The sequence below is a fragment of the Gordonia alkaliphila genome (assembly GCF_023017165.1).
GTDB classification, from domain to species: Bacteria; Actinomycetota; Actinomycetes; order Mycobacteriales; family Mycobacteriaceae; genus Gordonia; species Gordonia alkaliphila.
This window is the reverse complement of record NZ_JALKBW010000001.1, coordinates 103145-121741: the sequence shown is the minus strand read 5'-3', so window position 1 is coordinate 121741 and position 18597 is coordinate 103145. Positions and strand designations below refer to the sequence as shown.

General features: G+C 70.1%; 17 protein-coding genes. 10 read left to right on the top strand and 7 right to left on the bottom strand.

Going from position 1 to position 18597, the window contains the following annotated elements; all coding sequences use genetic code 11:
* Positions 1–37: 37 nt before the first annotated feature.
* Genes MUG78_RS00590 through cofC form a run of 3 tightly spaced genes read right to left on the bottom strand, consistent with a single transcriptional unit; the run spans position 38 to position 3803 of the window.
* Positions 38–952: an NUDIX hydrolase gene (locus tag MUG78_RS00590; RefSeq protein WP_246991248.1), complete on the bottom strand. Its 915-nt coding sequence runs from the start codon at positions 950–952 to the stop codon at positions 38–40.
* On the bottom strand, positions 949–3141 hold the full coding sequence (locus MUG78_RS00585; protein ID WP_246991246.1) for an RNA degradosome polyphosphate kinase: 2193 nt from the start codon (positions 3139–3141) through the stop codon (positions 949–951). Before MUG78_RS00585 ends, MUG78_RS00590 begins: the two co-directional genes overlap by 4 nt.
* Before the next feature lie 14 nt (positions 3142–3155).
* Positions 3156–3803, bottom strand: a complete 648-nt coding sequence (gene cofC, locus MUG78_RS00580; RefSeq protein ID WP_246991244.1) for a 2-phospho-L-lactate guanylyltransferase — start codon at positions 3801–3803, stop codon at positions 3156–3158.
* Between the two features lie 147 nt (positions 3804–3950).
* Between cofC and MUG78_RS00575 the strand changes: the two genes are divergently transcribed.
* Complete coding sequence (locus MUG78_RS00575) at positions 3951–4964, top strand: NAD(P)H-dependent glycerol-3-phosphate dehydrogenase (protein WP_246991242.1); 1014 nt, start codon at positions 3951–3953, stop codon at positions 4962–4964.
* Positions 4965–5006: 42 nt separating this feature from the next.
* Here the strand turns inward: MUG78_RS00575 and MUG78_RS00570 are convergent, their stop codons facing one another.
* Positions 5007–5987, bottom strand: coding sequence for a thiamine-phosphate kinase (locus tag MUG78_RS00570; protein ID WP_372493069.1), 981 nt, complete (start codon positions 5985–5987; stop codon positions 5007–5009).
* A gap of 33 nt (positions 5988–6020) precedes the next feature.
* Between MUG78_RS00570 and MUG78_RS00565 the strand changes: the two genes are divergently transcribed.
* From MUG78_RS00565 to MUG78_RS00555, 3 genes are read left to right on the top strand one after another with little or no spacing between them, the layout of a single operon-like run.
* On the top strand, positions 6021–6599 hold the full coding sequence (locus MUG78_RS00565; RefSeq protein WP_246991240.1) for a DUF3515 domain-containing protein: 579 nt from the start codon (positions 6021–6023) through the stop codon (positions 6597–6599).
* Between the two features lie 47 nt (positions 6600–6646).
* Positions 6647–7168 carry a gamma carbonic anhydrase family protein gene (locus MUG78_RS00560; protein ID WP_246991238.1) on the top strand — a complete coding sequence of 174 codons (522 nt, stop codon included), beginning with the start codon at positions 6647–6649 and terminating at the stop codon, positions 7166–7168.
* Positions 7168–7839, top strand: coding sequence for a uracil-DNA glycosylase (locus tag MUG78_RS00555; protein ID WP_246991236.1), 672 nt, complete (start codon positions 7168–7170; stop codon positions 7837–7839). The genes MUG78_RS00560 and MUG78_RS00555 overlap by 1 nt, the downstream gene beginning before the upstream one ends.
* Here the strand turns inward: MUG78_RS00555 and MUG78_RS00550 are convergent.
* Together MUG78_RS00550 and rpmB are read right to left on the bottom strand one after the other, a co-directional pair.
* The gene (locus tag MUG78_RS00550) at positions 7836–8630 is read right to left on the bottom strand and encodes an enoyl-CoA hydratase/isomerase family protein (protein ID WP_246991234.1); all 795 of its coding nucleotides are present in this window, start codon (positions 8628–8630) and stop codon (positions 7836–7838) included. The two genes, MUG78_RS00555 and MUG78_RS00550, sit on opposite strands and share 4 nt — an antisense overlap.
* A gap of 145 nt (positions 8631–8775) precedes the next feature.
* Positions 8776–8967: a 50S ribosomal protein L28 gene (gene rpmB / locus MUG78_RS00545; RefSeq protein ID WP_246991232.1), complete on the bottom strand. Its 192-nt coding sequence runs from the start codon at positions 8965–8967 to the stop codon at positions 8776–8778.
* A gap of 297 nt (positions 8968–9264) precedes the next feature.
* Here rpmB and MUG78_RS00540 point away from each other — a divergent pair, with 297 nt between their 5' ends.
* The 3 genes from MUG78_RS00540 (at position 9265) to MUG78_RS00530 (ending at position 14010) form a co-directional block, all read left to right on the top strand.
* On the top strand, positions 9265–10911 hold the full coding sequence (locus MUG78_RS00540) for a DAK2 domain-containing protein (protein ID WP_246991230.1): 1647 nt from the start codon (positions 9265–9267) through the stop codon (positions 10909–10911).
* Between the two features lie 4 nt (positions 10912–10915).
* Positions 10916–13171 carry an ATP-dependent DNA helicase RecG gene (locus MUG78_RS00535; RefSeq protein WP_246991227.1) on the top strand — a complete coding sequence of 752 codons (2256 nt, stop codon included), beginning with the start codon at positions 10916–10918 and terminating at the stop codon, positions 13169–13171.
* 65 nt (positions 13172–13236) lie between these two features.
* Entirely contained in the window at positions 13237–14010 is a 774-nt protein-coding gene (locus tag MUG78_RS00530) for an HNH endonuclease family protein (RefSeq protein WP_246991224.1), read from the top strand.
* A gap of 20 nt (positions 14011–14030) precedes the next feature.
* Here MUG78_RS00530 and MUG78_RS00525 read toward each other — a convergent pair whose 3' ends face one another.
* Positions 14031–14744: a hypothetical protein gene (locus MUG78_RS00525; protein WP_246991221.1), complete on the bottom strand. Its 714-nt coding sequence runs from the start codon at positions 14742–14744 to the stop codon at positions 14031–14033.
* A 216-nt stretch (positions 14745–14960) separates the two neighbouring features.
* On the opposite strand from MUG78_RS00525, the gene MUG78_RS00520 reads away from it, so the two are divergent.
* From MUG78_RS00520 to MUG78_RS00510, 3 genes are read left to right on the top strand one after another with little or no spacing between them, the layout of a single operon-like run.
* Positions 14961–16235 (top strand): glutamate-5-semialdehyde dehydrogenase, encoded by a 1275-nt coding sequence (locus MUG78_RS00520; protein ID WP_246991218.1) that lies wholly within the window; start codon positions 14961–14963, stop codon positions 16233–16235.
* Entirely contained in the window at positions 16232–17137 is a 906-nt protein-coding gene (locus MUG78_RS00515; RefSeq protein WP_246991215.1) for an AAA family ATPase, read from the top strand. The genes MUG78_RS00520 and MUG78_RS00515 overlap by 4 nt, the downstream gene beginning before the upstream one ends.
* A gap of 1 nt (position 17138) precedes the next feature.
* A complete protein-coding gene (locus MUG78_RS00510) occupies positions 17139–18590 on the top strand; it encodes a VWA domain-containing protein (RefSeq protein ID WP_246991212.1) in 1452 nt (483 codons plus the stop codon).
* The last annotated feature ends 7 nt before the right edge of the window (positions 18591–18597 follow it).

Here is an 18597-nt window from a genome sequence, read left to right as displayed (position 1 = left end):
CCGGTTCGCGGGCGGGGGCGCACGACCGGCGGCCCGGTCAGTGTCCGTTCGTGTCGCCCAACGGGCTCGGCAGGTAGTCGGCCTGGACCAGGTCGGCGCCGTTCAGGGTCAGCATCCAGGTGGCGGCTTTACGGGTGCGCGTCGACGGCAGGGTGATCGTGGCGTCGGCGGCCCATCGCTTCAGCAGCGGACGGATCGCCTTGCCCTGGCTGCAGATCACCCGCACCCCGGAGACCGGTGCGGCGAGTTCACGGAGCCGCGCATAGGACGCGGCGAAGTCGGTGGCGCAGGCTTCTTCGGTCAGCGCGGGTTCGACGACGATGTCGGTGCGCAGTTCCTGCGACAGCGGAATCAGTGTCTGAACGCAGCGCAGGCGATCGGCGGCGTGCAGGTGCGCGGCGCCGAAGAGCCCGAGCAACGGTGCCAGGGCGCGGGCCTGCTGTTCGCCGTTGTCGTCGAGCGGTCGGAGGTGATCGTCCTTGGAGTGCGATCGGTGGCCGGCCGTGGCGTGCCGGACGACGACCAGCTGGTGCAGTCGGCCGGCGGGGTGCTCGGCGAAGGACTCCAGGATCGTGCGGTCGGCCGGGTACGACACCGTGCGCGCGGCACCGGCGATCGACAGCCACTGGACGTCGTCGGTCTCGTGGTTGGCGACGAAGCGGCCGCTCGACGCCGCGATCGACCAGTAGGCGACCTTCTTATCGACGCCGGACTTCAACGGGTACTCGACGATGCCGAGGTACCGGCCGACGCGACCGTCGTAGCCGGTCTCCTCCGCGATCTCACGGGCTGCCGTGGTGATCAGCAGTTCACCGTTGTGCGCCTTGCCTTTCGGCAGGGACCAGTCGTCGTACCGCGGGCGATGGACTACGGCCACTTCGATGTCGCCGCGCGGCGTGCTGCGCCACAGGACGCCGCCGGCCGCCCACACGGTCCGCGGCGTCGAACTCATGCGCCGACCCCGGACTCGGAGTAGGCGCGCTTGCGCAGACCCATCCGCCGCTGGTGGTCGAGGACCTCCTCGCCGGCTTCGGGGGACGCGGTCCAGGCGCCGTCGGGCTGCAGTTCCCAGCAGCGCGTGCGCGGGTCGAACGCCGAGTCGAAGATGGCTTGCAGGTCGGCGGTCAGACGTCGATCCCGCACCTGCACCATCACCTCGACGCGGCGGTCCAGGTTGCGGTGCATCATGTCGGCGCTGCCGATCCAGTATTCGGCGGCCGCGCCGAAGACCAGGATGCGCGAATGCTCCAGGAACTGGCCGAGGATCGAGCGGACGGTGATGTTCTCGCTCAGCCCGGGGACGCCGGGGCGCAGCGCGCAGATGCCGCGGACGAAGATGTCCACCGGCACCCCCGCCTGGGAGGCGCGGTACAGCGCGTCGATGACCTGCTCGTCGACCAAAGCGTTGGCTTTGAGCTGAATGCGGGCCGACGTGTTTCCATTGCGTAGCGCCGCCACCTCGCCCTGGATCCGCTCGATGATCCCGGTGCGGATACCGTGCGGGGCCACCAGCAGGTTCCGGTACTCCTTCTTGCGGGAGTAGCCGGTCAGCGTGTTGAACAGGTCGGTGAGGTCGGCGCCGATCTCCGGGGCCGCGGTGAACAGGCCCACGTCCTCGTAGAGGCGCGCGGTCTTCGGGTTGTAGTTGCCGGTGCCGATATGGCAGTAGCGGCGCAGGGTGGAGCCCTCGCGGCGCACCACCAGGCACGTCTTGCAGTGGGTCTTGAGGCCGACGAGGCCGTACACCACGTGGACGCCGGACTGCTCCAGCTTGCGCGCCCACCGGATGTTGGCCTGCTCGTCGAAACGCGCCTTCAGCTCGACGAGGGCCACCACCTGCTTGCCGGCCGCGGCCGCGTCGATCAGCGCGTCGACGATCGGCGAGTCGCCGGAGGTGCGGTACAGCGTCTGCTTGATCGCGAGGACCTGCGGATCGGCCGCCGCCTGCTCGATGAAGCGTTGCACGCTGGTGGAGAAGCTGTCGTAGGGGTGGTGTACCAGCACGTCGCCCTCCTGCAGCGTCGCGAAGATGCTCTTGGGCGTCTCGCGTTCGCCGAAGGCCGGGTGCGTCTTCGGGACGAACGGCCGCTCCTTGAGGGCCGGGCGGTCCACGCCGTACACCTCGAACAGGGCGCTCAGGTCGAGCAGACCGGGCACGCCGATCACGTCGGCCGGATTCACGTCGAGTTCGCGGAGCAGCAGTTCGAGCATGTGCTCGCTCATGTCGTCGCCCACCTCGAGGCGCACCGGCGAACCGAAGCGTCGACGCGCCAGCTCTCGCTCCAGCGCCTGCAGCAGGTCCTCGTCGCGGTCCTCGTCGACCTCGAAATCCGCGTTGCGGGTGACGCGGAAGACGTGATGCTCCACCACGTGCATGCCCGGGAACAGGAATTCGAGGTTGGCGGCGATCAGCTTCTCCAGCGGCAGGAAGATCGCCGGGCGGTGCCCGTCGGGGCCTTCCAGTCCCTCATCGGGGATCAGATGGTCGACGCGGATGAAGCGGTTGATGTTGTTGGGGACCTTGACGCGGGCGAAGTGTTCGCCGCCCTCGTTCCCGTCGCGCACGGTCACGGCGAGGTTCAACGACAGCCCGCTGATGTAGGGGAACGGGTGCGCCGGATCCACGGCGAGCGGCGTGAGGACCGGGAACAGCTCGTTCTGGAAGTACTCGGTGAGGCGCAGCTGCTGCAGGCCGGACAAGTCGTCCCAGTCCGCGATGTGCACGTCGGCCGCGGCGAGGGCGGGCAGCACCGAGTCGAGGAAGACGCGGGCGTGGCGGTCGGCGATCTTCTGGGTGCGGGAGGCGATGCGCTGCAACTGCTCGCGCGGCGACCGGCCGTCGGCCGATCGGACCGACAGTCCGGTCTCGTCGCGCCGCTTGAGGCCCGCGACACGGACCATGAAGAACTCGTCCAGATTGGAGGCGAAGATGGCGAGGAACTTGGCCCGCTCCAGGAGGGGGAGCGACGTGTCTTCGGCGAGCGCGAGGACGCGCGAGTTGAAATCGAGCCAGCTCAGCTCACGGTTGAAGTAGCGCCCCGGGGGGAGATCCGCGGACTCGCCGGGATCGACGGTCTCAGCGGGCAGCGCGGCCGGAAGCGCCGCATTCGCGGCATCCGTGGTCTCATCCGTGGCAGTCACGGGACTATTGTTCCCTATTCGCCGGGTTTGTGCGCGGCGTCCGACTGCGCCACGAGCATCGCCGCATCCGTGCGTCGGCCGACGCCCAGCACGATGGCCGCACGCAGATCATCCGGGGTGTCGACGTCGCATCGCAGGTCGGGCCAACGGGTGCCGGACGGATCCAGCTCGACGGCGCCCGCGGCGCGGTGCGCGGCCGCGGAATCGGACCCGAAGGCCGGGGTGAACGCGGCGCCCGCGGCGACGGTGAGCAACGCGGTGCCGGTGCCGTGGCGGTCGGCGACGAAGGCGGCCGGAAGCCGCCCGGCGGCCGCCACGGCCACGGCGAACGACTCGGCGCGCAGGGCGGGCAGGTCGGCCTGCAGATAGACGACGGTGCCGCCCGCGCCGACGGCGCCGCGGGCGAGGGCCGCGTTGAGGCCGCCCCCGGGATCGTCGACCGCGCGGGCACCGAGGCTGCGAGTCAGTTCGCGCACCTGCGGATCGGGACTCACCACGACGACGTCGTGGCGGCCCGCGGACCGGACGGCGTCGACGGTGTCGGCGAACATCGCGGCGACGAGACGCTCGCGGTCGGCGGCGGGGTGGTACTCGTCGCCCAACCGGCTCTTGGCATGACGCAGCGCCTTGAGTGCGAGCACCACCGTGACCCCGTCGGACATGGAGTCCATGGTGCACGGTCCGCCGTCGCCGCGCCCGCCGGGGCGCACTTGCCCGCGCACCGGGGCGTTTACCGCGATCGGAGATTCCGGACGTGGCGAACTACTAGGGTGGGTGGTCAATCGGTGGTCCAGGCGAGGAGTGATGCAGTGCGAGCGGTGGTCATGGGGTCGGGGTCGTGGGGCACGGCTGTCGCGAAGATTCTGGTCGACGCAGGTAACGAGGTGACGATGTGGGCGCGGCGTCCGGAACTCGCCGAGCAGATCAACACCCGGCACGAGAACGGCGACTACCTGCCGGGGATCGCGTTGCCGTCGGGCCTCACCGCGGTGTCGTCGGTCGAGGAGGCGTTGGCCGGGCGTGAACTGGTGGTGTGCGCGGTGCCGTCGCAGTCGCTGCGGGAGAACCTGACGCAGTGGCGCGAGTTCCTGCCCGCCGACGCCGTCCTGCTGTCGTTGGCCAAGGGTGTCGAGATCAGCACCGGCGACCGCATGAGCCAGGTGATCAAGGAAGTCACCGGTTTCGACGACAGCCAGATCGCCGTGCTGTCCGGTCCCAACCTGGCCCGCGAGATCGCCGAGGAGCAGCCCGCCGCGACCGTGATCGCCTGCAGCGACGAGGCCGTCGCGCAGCGCATCCAGCAGGCGTTCGCGGCGTCGTACTTCCGTCCGTACACCAACACCGACGTGGTCGGAACCGAGATCGGCGGCGCCGCGAAGAACGTGATCGCGCTGGCCTGCGGCATGGCGGCCGGTATGGGATTCGGCGAGAACACGCTCGCCACGCTCATCACCCGCGGGCTCGCCGAGACCATCCGGTTGGGGACCGCGCTCGGCGCGGACATCACCACCCTGGCCGGTCTGGCCGGCATCGGCGACCTCGTCGCCACCTGCTCGTCGCCGCTCTCGCGCAACCGGACCTTCGGCGCACGACTCGGGGAGGGCGCCTCCCTGGAAGAAGCGCAGGCGGCCACCAACGGTCAGGTCGCCGAAGGCGTGAAGTCGTGCCGCTCGGTGCGGAACCTGGCGCGCGAGCACGGCGTCGAGATGCCGCTCACCGAGGCCGTGTACCAGGTGTGTCATGAGGGCCTGGACGTGCAGGACATGGTCGGCATGCTGCTCGGGCGCACCACCAAACCCGAGGTCTACGGCGCCATCGACTGAGTCGGCGTCGGGGCCCGTGCTCGCGGGGATCGACGGCGGGGATCAGGCTTCGCTGAACGACTGCCAGCCCCGCAGGTCGCCGACCGGCCGTCCGTCGACGGTGGCGCCGCCGCCGCGCCGGCCCACCGTCCCGATCACCGTCCAGCCCGCGGGCGTCGTGCCGGGGGCGAAGGCGGCGAGCAGTTCGTGATCCTCGCCGCCGGCGAGCGCCCAGCGGATCGGGTCCACCCCGAGTTCGGCGGCCAGCGCGTCGAGCCCGTTCGGTCGGGGCAACGCCGCCGAGTCCACGTCGACGCCTAACCCGGACGCATCGGCCATCGTGACGATCTCCTCCACGAGGCCGTCGGAGATGTCGGTCATGGCGTCCGCGCCGGCGCGGGCGGCGATCGGCCCCTGGGTGAGGTCCGGCTGTGGCAGCCGGTACCGCTCGACGAGAGTTGAGAAGCGTTGCGCGAGTACGGGATCGGCGCCGTGTTCGACGGCGGACAGGACGGCCAGCCCGGCCGCCGCGCCGCCCAGCCGTCCGCTCACCGCGAGCTCGTCCCCGCTGCGGGCGCCGGACAGCGTCACCGGTGCGACGCCGTCGAGCGTGCCGAGCGAGGTGACCGTCAAGACGACGACCGGTGCGGACACCAGGTCGCCGCCGAGGACCCGCCCGCCGAACCGATGGGTCTGGGCCACCATGCCCTCGTTGAGCGCGAGCACCCGATCGACCGGGGTCTGCGGCGGACATCCGATCGACACCACGAGCCCGCTCAGCGCGCCGCCCATGGCGGCGATGTCGGCCGCGCTCTGGACCACCGCCCGCGCACCGATCTGCTCGGGCGTCGACCAATCGAAGCGAAAGTGCCGACCGGCCACCGCGGTGTCGGTGCTGACCACCACCGGGCCCGCACCTGCCAGTACCGCGGCGTCGTCGCCGGATCCGATCACCACGTCGCCGCCGGTATCGTCGCGTTCCGCCGCTGCCGCGGTGAACAGGGCGATCATCGCCCGCTCACCCACCTCGCCCACCGTCTGCACGGCGCCGACCTTACGCCTCGATAGGCTCGTGGCATGACGGAAGAGGACGCCACGCCCGCCAATGACCAGCGCGACGACGCCGAATCGCCCGCAGACGAGCCCACGCGGCTGAGCCCGGCCCTGATCGCGACGCTGGTCGCGATTCCGGCGATGGTGCTGGCCGGCTTCATCGTCTTCGCGGTGTTCAAGAACAGCGAGCAGGTGATGACGCCGGTCGATTCCTATGCCACCGTCGAACAGGATGCGGCGGCCTGCGGACCGCTGATTGCGAAGTTGCCGGAATCGTTCGGCGACTTCGGCGGCCGCGAGATCGACGGCGACACCGTGCGGTGGACGTCGTCGGTCGACGGCGAGGGCGATCCGCTGGTGTTCAAGTGCGGGGTCGCGCGGCCGGAAGCGCTGGCGCCGAGTAGTGGCCTGCAGGTGATCAATCCGACGCAGTGGTTCATCACCGACACCGATGAGGAGCGGGGCCAGGCCTACGTGCTGGTGGATCGTCGTCCCTACGTCGCGGTGTGGGTGCCGAAGGCGGCGGGCAACGGTCCGCTCACCGACATCTCCGGGCTGATGGCCCAATTGCCCGCCGCCCCCTTGGATTTCGGCAGCAACTGAGTGTTGCCGCGGCGACCGGCGCGGAAGGTCGATGGTTAGATCGACGCATGGCTGTATATGCACTCGGTGAGCGCGAACCTCGACTCGGCAAGGACGCCTACGTCCATCCGGACGCGACCGTGATCGGTGACGTGACGCTCGGCGACGGCGTCTCGGTGTGGCCGGGCGCGGTGCTGCGCGGCGACTACGGCTCGATCACGATCGGGGCCCGCACCAACATCCAGGACGGGACCGTCATTCACTGCACGTTCAAGGACCCGACGGTGATCGGCGCCGGCTGCGTGGTGGGCCACAACGCACACATCGAGGGCGCGGTGATCGGCGACGACTGCCTGATCGCCTCCGGATCGGTGGTCCTCAACGGTTCGACGATCGGGTCGGGGAGCGTGGTCGGGGCCGGCGCGGTGGTGCCCTACAACACCGAGATCCCGCCCCGCGCGATGGCGGTCGGCGTGCCGGCCAAGGTGCGCGAGGGCGTCGAGGTGGCCGAAGGGCACGTCGTCGGCAACGTGGAACTGTACTTCCAGAACGCCCAGTACTACGCCCGGGAACTGCGGAGGCTCGACTGATGGCGCCGCTGAGCGAACTGATCGATCCCGGCTGGGCGCAGGCGCTGGCGCCGGTGGAGGAACTCATCGCCGAGATGGGGCAGTTCCTGCGCGCCGAGAACGCGGCCGGTCGCGGCTACTTCCCGGCCGGCAAGAACGTGCTCCGCGCCTTCCTGCAGCCGTTCGACGACGTCCGCGTCCTCATCGTCGGGCAGGACCCGTACCCGTCGGCCGGACATGCCGTGGGGTTGAGCTTCTCGGTGGAGCCCGAGCTGACGCCGATCCCGCGGTCGCTGGCCAACATCTACAAGGAGTACTGCGACGACCTCGGCTACCCGATGCCGGCCAACGGCGATCTGACGCCGTGGACGCGCGAAGGCGTGCTGCTGCTGAACCGGGTGCTGACGGTGCAGCCCGGTGAGGCCGGGTCGCACCGCGGCAAGGGGTGGGAGACGGTCACCGAGTGCGCGATCCGTGCCCTGGCGGCGCGGGACGAGCCGCTCGCTGCGATCCTCTGGGGCAACGACGCCCGGCAGGCCGAGCAGTGGCTGCCGGACGTTCCGGTGATCACCTCGCCGCATCCGTCGCCGCTGTCGGCATCGCGGGGCTTCTTCGGGTCACGGCCGTTCAGCCGGGTGAACGAGGAGCTCCTCGACCTCGGTGCGGACCCCGTCGACTGGCGCCTGCCCTAGGACTGACGGGCGCTCGGGAAGTCCGGGGCCCGCTTGGCGAGGAAGGCGTTGACGCCTTCCACACCCTCACCGGTGATCGCGAGATCGGCGATGGAATCGGCCTCGGCCACGACGTGCTCGGCCAGCGTGTTGGACGACGCGGTCATCAGCAGCGACCGGATCGCCGCATAGGCGCCGGTCGGTCCGTTCGCGAGATCGGCGGCGATCGCGCGGGCCCGCGGGTAGACCTGGCCTGACTCGACCAGTTCGCTGAGCAGCGTGAGGTCCAGGGCCGTCTGTGCGTCGAGGACTTCGTCGCGCATCAGGATGGTGCGGGCGCGGGCCAGACCCACGATGCGCGGCAGCAGCCAGGACATGCCGCCGTCCGGGGAGAGGCCGATGCCCGGGTAGGCGGGGCGCAGGTGGGTGCCGGGCTCGCCGACGGCGAAGTCGGCGTGCAGGGCCAGGCTCATTCCGGCACCGGCGGCCCAGCCGTGGACGGCGGCAACGGTCGGCAGCGAGGTGGCGTACAGCGCGGAGACGAAGCTGTTGAGGTCGTGGGCGAGGCCGCGCAGAAACTGGCGACGGTCGTCGGCCGCCCCGAAGTGGGCCACGTTGCCGCCGGCGCAGAAGTTGCGGCCCTTGCCGGTCAGCAGGATCGCGCGGGCTTTGCGGTGGCCGCGCATCACCTCGTGCAGGGCTTCGGTGCCCGCCACGATGGCGCCGCCGTCGAGGGAGTTGCCCGCGGACTCGAGGGAGACGGCGATCTCGAGGACGCCGTCGTCGTGAAGGGTGGTCAGTTCATCGCTCATAACCGACACTCTAACGGCGTGGGCCGAGCGGACGCTCGGGACGGGGGAGGGGTGATCGGTCGCGGGCGGTACCTGCCCGGTCCGCAGACGACGAACCGCCGCTCGGCGCGAGGCCGAGCGGCGGTGGTCGTGCTTCGTGCGGCGGTTACGCCGAGACGGCCTTACCTGCCTTCAGGCACGAGGTGCAGACGTTCTTGCGGGTCTTGTTCCCGGAGGCAAGCGCAACGCGGACCGACTGGATGTTCGGGTTCCAGCGACGGTTGGTACGGCGGTGCGAGTGCGAGACCGACTTGCCGAAGCCGGGGCCCTTGCCGCAAATGTCACAAACGGCAGCCATGTCGAACTCCCTTGGTTGTAAATGTCTAGTGGTACTCACCTGTCGCATGCGCAGCGAAGAGCCGCGGTGACAGGCAACCCACCAAGATTAACCGTCCGACGGGCTCGGTGACAAATCGCGACGCCACGGCCTCGCGGCGTGGGCCGGTCGGCCGACAGTGCGGCCGCGGATGGTCCGTGTCACCGGGGCCGCGTAATCTCAGGGACGAACACCGTCCCGGTCGACCGTAGATTGCGGGCCGGTGACGGGGACTCCGGTGCGGTGCCGGACGCCGGGTGGTGAGGAAGGGGTCGTGCCGTGCGACGGATCGGGGAGTCGGTGCCGGTGAATCCCGGGCTGATTCGGGACTGGGCGTATGCCTGCGCGACCGGTTTGGAGGCGCAGCGCGCCGAGATCAACGATCTCAACGTCTTCCCGATCCCGGACGCCGACACCGGCAGCAACATGGCCTTCACCATGGCCGGGGCCGCCGCGGCTCTGGACTCGGTGGACGCCGACGCCGCCTTGAGCATCGTGACGCGCTCGCTGGCCGACGGCGGCGTCGCCAACGCACGCGGCAACTCCGGGATCATCCTGTCGCAGATCCTGATGGGACTGGCCGACGCGTCCGATCTGGCCGCCGCCGAACAGGACGCCAGCTTCAACCGGCTGGTGATCAACGGCCTGCGGCTGGCCTCGCTGTCGGCGCGGCGCGCGGTCAGCGAGCCGCGCGAGGGCACGGTCCTCACGCTCCTGCAGGTGGCCGCCGACGTGGCGGCCGCGGAGGTGGCCAGTCCGCCCGCCGATCTGGTGCGCGCGGTGGCCGACGAATGCGCGGTGGCGCTGGAGGCGACCACCGACCAGATGATCGAACTGTCCAAGGCGGGCGTCGTCGACGCCGGCGCGCGCGGCTTCCTGGTGATGCTGGATGCGATGGTGCTCGTGGTGACGGGAGTGGCGAACCGTCGTCGGGCTTACCGCGGATCGATGGCCCACGTCGGTCACGGCGACGAAGAGTGCAGCGGCTCGGGTGACACCGACTTCGAGGTGATGTACCTGCTCACCGCCGCCGATGGCGCCCGTATCGGCGCGCTCCGCACCGAGCTGGACGACCTGGGCGATTCGGTGGTGATCGTCGGCGACAGTTCGACGGCGGCCGAGCAGTTCTCGGTGCACGTGCACACCGATGAACCGGGCGCCGCGATCGAAGCCGGTCTGCGGTTGGGGGAGGTGCGGGAGATCCGCATCAGCTGCTTCCTGCTCGACGACCACCGCAGCAGGCCCGGGGCCAACGAGCCGCCGCCGCGGAACAAGCGCGCGGTGCTGGTCCTGGCGCAGGGCGACGGCTCGCAGGAGTTGTTCACCGCCGCCGGCGCCGCGGTGGTCCGCACCGATCACGGCGTGCACCCGGCGATGGTCGCCGAGGCGATCCGCTCCGCCGACAGCGCGCACACGATCGTCATGGGCAACGGCATGATCGCCTCGGCCGATCTGGTGTCGGTCGGCGCCAAGGCGCGGTCGGCGCTGCGGTCACTCGTGTTCATCCCGACGTTGTCGATGGTGCAGTGCCTGTCGGCGCTGGCCGTGCACGATCCGGGAGAGTCGCCGGACGTGGATGCGTTCGCGATGGCCGAGGCCGCCGCCGCCACGCGCTGGGGGTCGTTACGTCGCTCCAACAGCAAGATGATGACCCTGGCCGGCACCTGCGAGATCGGCGACACGCTGGGCCTGATCGGCTCCGACGTCCTGGTGATCGCCAAGGAGCAGGCGGAAGCCGCGACCGCGCTGATCGACCTCATGCTCGCCACCGGCGGCGAGATGGTCACCATCCTGGCGGGCGCCGAGCTGAGCGACGACGCCCGCGACCGGATCGGGGACCACCTGCGCCGGGAGTATCCGGGCATCGAGCTCGCGCTCTACCACGGCGGTCAGTCCAGCCAACTGCTGCAGATCGGCGTGGAATAGCGTCATGGCCGAAAGCGAGACGGCGCGCGCCGACGGGGTGCCACTGACGCTGACCACCCCGCTGTCGAAGACGGCGCTGGATCCGGCCCTGGTGGCCAAGCTCGCCGACCTGGAGTTGGCGACGGTGGGCGAGCTGCTGCGCTACGTGCCTCGCCGCTACCTGGCCCGCGGCGACACGTCGGACCTGGAACTGCCCGAAGCCGGCAGCTGGATCAACGTGATGGGACACGTGGTCCGCACCGAGATGATCCCGATGAAGCGCAAACCGGGCAGCTTCCTCAAAGTGGTGGTCGAAGACGGGCGCCGCGAATACGAGGTCAGCTTCTTCAACGCGAAGTGGATGAAGAGCAAGCTGACGCGCGGGACGCGCATGGGGCTCGCGGGCACGGTGAAGTACTTCCGCGGTCAGATCCAACTGTCGCACCCCGAGTGGCTGATCCTGCCCGACCTGGACCACGCCGACCCGATCGGCACCGGACTGCTGGCCGACATGTACGTCGAGCAGGCCGAGCAGGATCCCGACCGCGTCGCCACCGCCGAGGACATGGACTCCTTCTCGCGCGACGTGGTGCCGATGTATCCGGCCACCAAGAAGGTGCAGACCTGGGAGATCTGGCGGGCGGTGCGACAGATCCTGGGCGCGCTCGGGCCGACGCCCGACGCGCTCACCGAACAGCAGCGGACCAGTCGCGGTCTGATGACGAGCGACGAGGCGATCCGCCGCATCCACCTGCCCGATTCGATGAAGGACGTCGCTGCCGCCGCCGAGCGGCTCAAGTTCGACGAAGCGCTCGCGGTGCAGACGGCGTTGGCGCAGAACAGGATCGCCGCGGGCACCGAATCGGCGCACGCCTGCCCGCACGTGCCCGGCGGGCTCGAGGATCAGCTGCTCGAGCGACTGCCGTTCGAGCTGACCGTCGGACAGCGCGCGGTGATCGACGAGATCGCCGCCGACATCGGCGCCGCGCACCCGATGAACCGGCTCCTGCAGGGCGAGGTGGGTTCGGGCAAGACGCTCGTCTCGCTGCTGGTGATGCTGCGGGTGGTGGACAACGGCCACCAGTGCGCGATTCTGGCGCCCACCGAAGTGCTTGCCGCACAGCATCATCGGACCGTCCTGACCATGCTGGGCGATCTCGCGCGCGGCGGTCAGCTGGGTGCCGCGGACGGCGCCACCCAGGTGGCGCTGCTGACCGGCTCCCAGAAGACGGCCGAACGCAAGCAGAACCTGCTCGACATCGTGACCGGGCAGGCCGGGATCGTCATCGGCACTCACGCGCTGCTGGAGGACAAGGTCGACTTCTTCGATCTCGGCATGGTGGTGGTCGACGAACAGCACCGGTTCGGCGTGGAGCAGCGAGACGTGTTGCGCGCCAAGGGCAGAATCAACCGGCCGCACTTCTTGGTGATGACCGCGACGCCCATCCCACGGACCGTCGCGATGATCACCTTCGGCGACCTGGAGACCTCGGTCCTCACCGAGCTGCCGCGCGGTCGGCAGCCCATCGCCACCACCGTCGTTCCGATGTCCCTGGAGAAATGGGTCGACCGAGTTTGGCAGCGCGCCGCCGAAGAGGTGGATCAGGGGCGCCAGGTGTATGTGGTGTGCACGCGGATCGGCGACGAGAAGTCCAACCCCGACGCCGACGAGGTCTCGGTGCTCGACCAGTGGCAGGAGCTCTCCGAGTCCGGACCGCTCGCACACCGGTCGATCGACTATCTGCACGGCCGGATGCCCGGCGACGAGAAGAACGAGGTGATGGACCGGTTCACCCGCGGGGAGCTGGACGTCCTGGTCTCCACCACCGTCATCGAGGTGGGTGTAGACGTGCCCAACGCGACGATGATGGTGATCGTCAACGCCGAACGCTTCGGTGTGAGCCAGCTGCACCAGCTCCGCGGTCGCGTCGGTCGTGGTCGGCACGCCGGTCTGTGCCTCCTGATGACCACCGCGACACCCGGCAGCAGCTCGCACACGCGACTGAAGGCGGTGGCCGACTCCAACGACGGTTTCGAGCTGGCGCGGATCGACCTGGAGGCGCGGCGCGAAGGCGACGTCCTCGGTTCACTGCAGTCCGGCGGCAAGTCGTCGTTGCACTTCCTGTCGCTGCTCGACGACGCCGACGTCATCGCCGATGCGCGTGAACTCGCCACCGAGATCGTGCTCGCCGACCTGCCGCTGGCCGAGCATCCGGCGCTGGCCGCGCTGGTCGACGGCGTGTTGCTGCCCTCCAAGCTGGGATACCTCGAGAAGTCCTGAGGTGCGGCCGCGGGTGTCGCGGGAACCGGAGCGGCGGCCGCCGCGTCTAAATCCCGGGGCCCACTATGCGCGCACTACGGCAGGACATCGCTCGACGGATCACCACCGCGAGCCGTCGGCGCCGCGACGGCCGGATTCCGCTGACCGGGCGGCACTGGGCACTGCTGGTCGGGTTCGCGCTGACCGCGGTGCTCGTCGCCGTCGGCCTCGGTCTGCCGACGCCGCGGCAGGCGCCGTCGGTGCCTGCCGAGCGGGTCGCGCAGGCGCGCGCGGCGTTGGCCGGACTGCACGTGGTGGCCGCTCGGCTGCGACCGCCCGTCGATTATCAACGCTCGGCGTTCGGCCAGGCATGGACCGATCACGGAGGCGTCGGCGCGGCCGGCAACGGCTGCGACACCCGCAACGACATTCTTCGGCGCGATCTCGCGGTCACGAAGTCGGTCGCGACGACCAGCTGTCCGGCCGCGGTCGCCGCCGGCCGCCTGCGCAGTCCGTACAGCGGACGCGAGATCGCGTTCGCGCGAGGAGCGGGCTCCGCGCAGGTGCAGATCGACCACGTGGTGCCGCTGGCCTATGCATGGGACATGGGCGCGTGGGCCTGGCCGGCGCCGCGGCGGATGGCGTTCGCGAATGACCCGGCCAATCTGCTGGCCGTCGACGGGCCCAGCAATCAGGCCAAGTCCGACCTCGAACCGGGCCGGTGGATGCCCGCACTCCGCGGCTTCTGGTGCCAGTACGCGATCGGCTTTCTGACCGTCTCGGCGGCCTACCGGCTCGCGGTCGACGAAGCCTCGCGCCGCACGCTGGCAGCAGCGTTGGGGGAATGTTCAGCGGGGTGACGCCCGGCGGGGCCGCGCGCCTACGGGTTGGTCGGCGGCTGCTCGTCGGGCGTGTGGGGCCGGTAGGCGTCCGGTGCGCCGGGCTGATAGCCGGGCTGGTTCGGGTACTGCTGGCCGGGGTATTGCTGGCCGGGGTATTGCTGGCCGGGGTATTGCTGGTTGGGCTGTCCGGGGTAGCCGCTCATCGGGTACTGCTGCGCGTCGGGCTGCCAGGCGATCGGCGGAGCGTTCTTGGCGCGGCTGGCGCCGACGGCCCACAGGATCACGCCGATCACCAGGAGCAGGCCGCCGAGTCCGCCGCCGAACACGGCGAGCAGGATCCCGCCCGCGCCGGTGACGATGCTCGACGCCGAGATCTCAGGTCCGGCGACCACGCCGGCGGTGTCGCAGTCGATCGTGTAGGTGCCGGCCTCGGGGAAGTGCAGCTTCCCGAACATGGTCACCCTGTCGCTGTTGAAGTCGAAGGACGTATCGCTGGACGCCGTGCTCTGTTGGACCGTGGCGGGACCGGCGGCGGAGCAGCTCGGAACAACGCTGCCGGTGCCGGAGGCGTAGAGCCACAGGCTCGAATTCGCCTCGGCCACGTGCGTGGTCGGGCCGTCGACCCGAAACGACTCGTTGACCGTGTCGGCGACCTTGCCGAGGCCGATGACCGCGAGGACGATGCCGACGATCACCGACACCACGGCGATAGCGAGGCCGGACCAGGTGAGCCATTTACCGATCTTCTTCACCCCGCGATCATGTCACGAAGGCGGCCGTCGGACGTGTCGATCACGTCCTCCAGCCCCGCAGCTGAGGGCGTGCCCGGAGGCGTTGACGTGCCTCGACGGGTGGGTCGGCGGCTGCTGGTCGGGTGGTGGGGGCGCCGGCGCCGGCGAGAACGCTCGACGTGCGGATCGGCCCACCGCGGACGGCGGTCCCTCGTCGTCGACGTCTAACCTGGACGCATGAGTGTGAGCACCCCGGAGATCCGCGACGCGCAGTCCGTCGACGACGTGGTCCGCGCGCAGGCGCAGGCCGCGAAGAAGGCCGCCCGCGAACTGGCCACCCTGACCACGGCGACCAAGAACGAGGTGCTGCTGGCCGCGGCCGATGCGCTCGACGCCGCCGCCGCGGAGCTGTTGGCCGCCAACGCCGACGATGTGGCTCGCGCCGAAGCCGCAGGCACCGAGGCCTCCCTGGTGGACCGGCTGCGCCTGACCCCCGAGCGCGTCGCCGGGATCACCGGCGGCCTGCGCCAGGTGGCGGCGCTGCCCGACCCGGTCGGCGTGGTGGTGCAGGGCAAGACCCTGCCCAACGGTCTGGAACTGCGCCAGGTGCGGGTCCCGCTCGGCGTGGTCGGCTTCGTCTACGAGGCGCGGCCCAACGTGACCGTCGACGGCTTCGGCATCTCGTTCAAGGCGGGCAACGCCGTGCTGCTGCGCGGCTCGTCGTCGGCCGCCAGCTCGAACAAGGCCCTCGTCGAGGTGCTGCGTGGCGTGGTCGCCGAGCACGGCCTCAACCCGGACGCGGTGTCGCTGCTGCCCAGCGAGGATCGTGCGAGCGTCACCGCGCTGATCCAGGCGCGCGGCCTCGTCGACGTGGTGATTCCGCGCGGTGGGGCCGGCCTGATCGCGGCCATCGTCGAGAACGCGAAGGTGCCGACCATCGAGACCGGCTCGGGCAACTGCCACATCTATGTCCATTCGGCCGCCGATCTGGACACCGCGCGCAGCGTCATCGTGAACGCCAAGACGCGTCGACCCAGCGTGTGCAACACCGTCGAGACGGTGCTCATCGACAAGGCCATCGCCGACGTCGCCCTCGCACCGATCGTCACCGCGCTCACCGAGCAGGGCGTCACCGTGCACGGCGAGGAGCCCGGCATGGTGCCGGCCACCGAGGACGACTGGCACGCCGAGTACCTGTCGCTGGACGTCGCCGTGAAGGTGGTCGACGACCTCGACGCGGCTGTCGAGCACATCGAGACCTACGGGACCGGTCACACCGAAGCCATCATCACCGGTGAGTCGTCGGCGGCCCGCGACTTCACCGCCCGCGTGGACGCCGCCGCCGTCATGGTCAACGCCTCCACCGCGTTCACCGACGGCGAGCAGTTCGGCTTCGGCGCCGAGATCGGCATCTCGACGCAGAAGCTGCACGCCCGCGGCCCGATGGGGCTGCCCGAGCTCACCTCGTCGAAATGGATCGTGTGGGGCGACGGACAGGTTCGTCCGGCATGACCGCCGCCGCGGCAGAGGCCATCGTGCCGAGCTTCACGAGCACGACCGACGTGGTGGCCAAGCTCAAGACCACCGGCTACCTCGCCGACGAGGCGACCGCCACCGCCACCTACCTGGCCGACCGGCTCGGCAAGCCGCTGCTGGTGGAGGGGCCGGCCGGCGTCGGCAAGACCGAGCTGGCCCGCGCCATCGCCGCCGCCACCGGCGCGGACCTGGTGCGCTTGCAGTGCTACGAGGGCATCGACGAGGCCCGCGCCCTGTACGAGTGGAACCACGCCAAGCAGATCCTCGCGATTCAGGCGGCCGGTCAGCGCGACTGGGACGCCACCAAAGACGACATCTTCTCCGAAGAGTTCCTGCTGGCCCGCCCGCTCCTCACGGCGATCTCTCGTACCGAGCCGACCGTGCTGCTGATCGACGAGATCGACAAGGCGGACGTCGACATGGAGGGCCTCCTGCTGGAGATCCTGTCCGATTTCGCGATCACCATCCCGGAGATGGGGACCGTCGTCGCGCAGCGTCGTCCTATCGTGTTGCTGACCTCCAACGCCAACCGGGAGCTCTCCGAAGCCCTCAAGCGGCGCTGCCTGTACCTATACATCGACTTCCCCGACGCCGACCTCGAACGCGAGATCCTCGCCTCCCGGGTGCCGAATCTGCCGGAGAACCTGGCCGCCGAGGTGGTGCGCATCGTGGGTGTGCTGCGCGGCCTGGACATCCGGAAGAAGCCGTCGGTGGCCGAGACCATCGACTGGGGCAACACGTTGCTGGCCATGGTGACCGGCACGCCCGAGGAGCACGACGGCCGGGTCTCCGACTCGCTGCTCAAGCGCACGCTCGGCGTGGTCCTCAAGCACCGCGCCGACGTGCTCACCGCGGTGCGCGAGCTGAAGCTGGACTGACGTGGCCGACTCCGCCAGGCCCGCCTCCACGGCTCTCCCACAGGCGGCTTCCGCCCAGGAACTGGTCGACACCCTCACCGGGTTCGTCGAGGACCTGCGCGGACGGGGCATCGTGGTGGGGCCGTCGAACCTGATCGACGCCGGGCAGGCGATGGAAGTGCTCGACCTGCTCGACCGCACCAGCCTGCGGGAGGGGCTGGCCGCGACGCTGCTGTCCGATCACCTGCACCGCGACACCTTCGACCTCTGCTTCGAGCTGTGGTTCCCGTTGGGGCACAGCGCACGGGCCGGCGCGGTCGACGTGCCGCGCACCGACGACGGCGAGGTGGACGTGGCGGCGCTGCGCGAGCTGACCGCCGAGATCCTGGCCGACGAGGAGGCCGTCGCCGACGGCCGTTTCGATCAGCTGGTGGCTGCCATCGTCAACGAGGTGGGCCGATATGAGTCGGCGCGCGGCGAGAGTTTCTCGGTGTACCAGGCGATGTCGGCGATCTCGCCGCAGACGCTGATCGCCCGGATCGCGGCCGCCATGGCGGCCGGCATCCCCCGCGAGGAGGGGGAGCGGGCCGGCACGGACGCGTTGACCCGTCGGGCCGCGCGGGATGCGACGCTGGCGCTGCGGGCGGCGGTGGAGACCGAGGTGCAGCGTCGGATGTCGGCGCTGCGCGGGCGCGACGAGGTGGCCGCGTACGCGGTGCCGAAGCTGCCCGAGCAGATCGACTTCTTCTCGGCCAACCCCCAGGACATGGTCAAACTGCGGCGCACCATCGACCCGATCGCCCGGCTGCTCGCGGCGAAGCTGGAGTTCCGTCGACGACGCAACAACCGCGGCGCCGTCGACATCCGTTCCACGCTGCGGGCGTCGATGTCGACCGGCGGCGTGCCGATCGACCTGCGGCGCCGCAAGCCGCGTCCCGGCAAGCCCGAACTGGTGGTGATCTGCGACGTCTCCGGTTCGGTCTCCGGGTTCAGTTCGTTCACCCTGCAGCTGGTTTACGCACTGCGCCAACAGTTTTCGAACGTGCGGGTGTTCGCGTTCGTCGACACCGTCGACGAGGTGACCGACTACTTCGACCGGTCCAACGCCGACGACCAGTTCGGCGAGCGGATGACCACCATGCTCAGTGAGGCGCGGATCAGCACGCGCGACGGTCATTCGGACTACGGGCACATGCTGCGCGGCTTCGTGGAGCACTACCTCGACTCGCTGACCCATCGCGGCGCCCTCCTGATCCTGGGCGACGCGCGCAACAATTACGCGCTGTCGAGCGTCGATGCGCTTGCGGCGCTGCGGGATCGGGTGCGCAACGCGTACTGGCTCAATCCGGAGCGCCGAGAGAACTGGGACACCGGCGACTCCATCGCCGGCCGGTACGGCGAGGTGATCGAGATGTACGAATGCCGCAATGCCGAACAACTCGGTCAGGTGATCGGAAAGCTGCTGCCGGTGTGATGCCCGG

Excerpts from the sequence above, each read along its gene's own strand:
- MUG78_RS00590 (WP_246991248.1), bottom strand. The coding sequence starts at position 952 with ATGAGTTCGACGCCGCGGACCGTGTGGGCGGCCGGCGGCGTCCTGTGG.
- cofC (WP_246991244.1), bottom strand. The coding sequence starts at position 3,803 with ATGTCCGACGGGGTCACGGTGGTGCTCGCACTCAAGGCGCTGCGTCAT.
- MUG78_RS00565 (WP_246991240.1), top strand. The coding sequence starts at position 6,021 with ATGACGGAAGAGGACGCCACGCCCGCCAATGACCAGCGCGACGACGCC.
- MUG78_RS00560 (WP_246991238.1), top strand. The coding sequence starts at position 6,647 with ATGGCTGTATATGCACTCGGTGAGCGCGAACCTCGACTCGGCAAGGAC.
- MUG78_RS00555 (WP_246991236.1), top strand. The coding sequence starts at position 7,168 with ATGGCGCCGCTGAGCGAACTGATCGATCCCGGCTGGGCGCAGGCGCTG.
- MUG78_RS00550 (WP_246991234.1), bottom strand. The coding sequence starts at position 8,630 with ATGAGCGATGAACTGACCACCCTTCACGACGACGGCGTCCTCGAGATC.
- rpmB (WP_246991232.1), bottom strand. The coding sequence starts at position 8,967 with ATGGCTGCCGTTTGTGACATTTGCGGCAAGGGCCCCGGCTTCGGCAAG.
- MUG78_RS00535 (WP_246991227.1), top strand. The coding sequence starts at position 10,916 with ATGGCCGAAAGCGAGACGGCGCGCGCCGACGGGGTGCCACTGACGCTG.
- MUG78_RS00530 (WP_246991224.1), top strand. The coding sequence starts at position 13,237 with ATGCGCGCACTACGGCAGGACATCGCTCGACGGATCACCACCGCGAGC.
- MUG78_RS00520 (WP_246991218.1), top strand. The coding sequence starts at position 14,961 with ATGAGTGTGAGCACCCCGGAGATCCGCGACGCGCAGTCCGTCGACGAC.
- MUG78_RS00515 (WP_246991215.1), top strand. The coding sequence starts at position 16,232 with ATGACCGCCGCCGCGGCAGAGGCCATCGTGCCGAGCTTCACGAGCACG.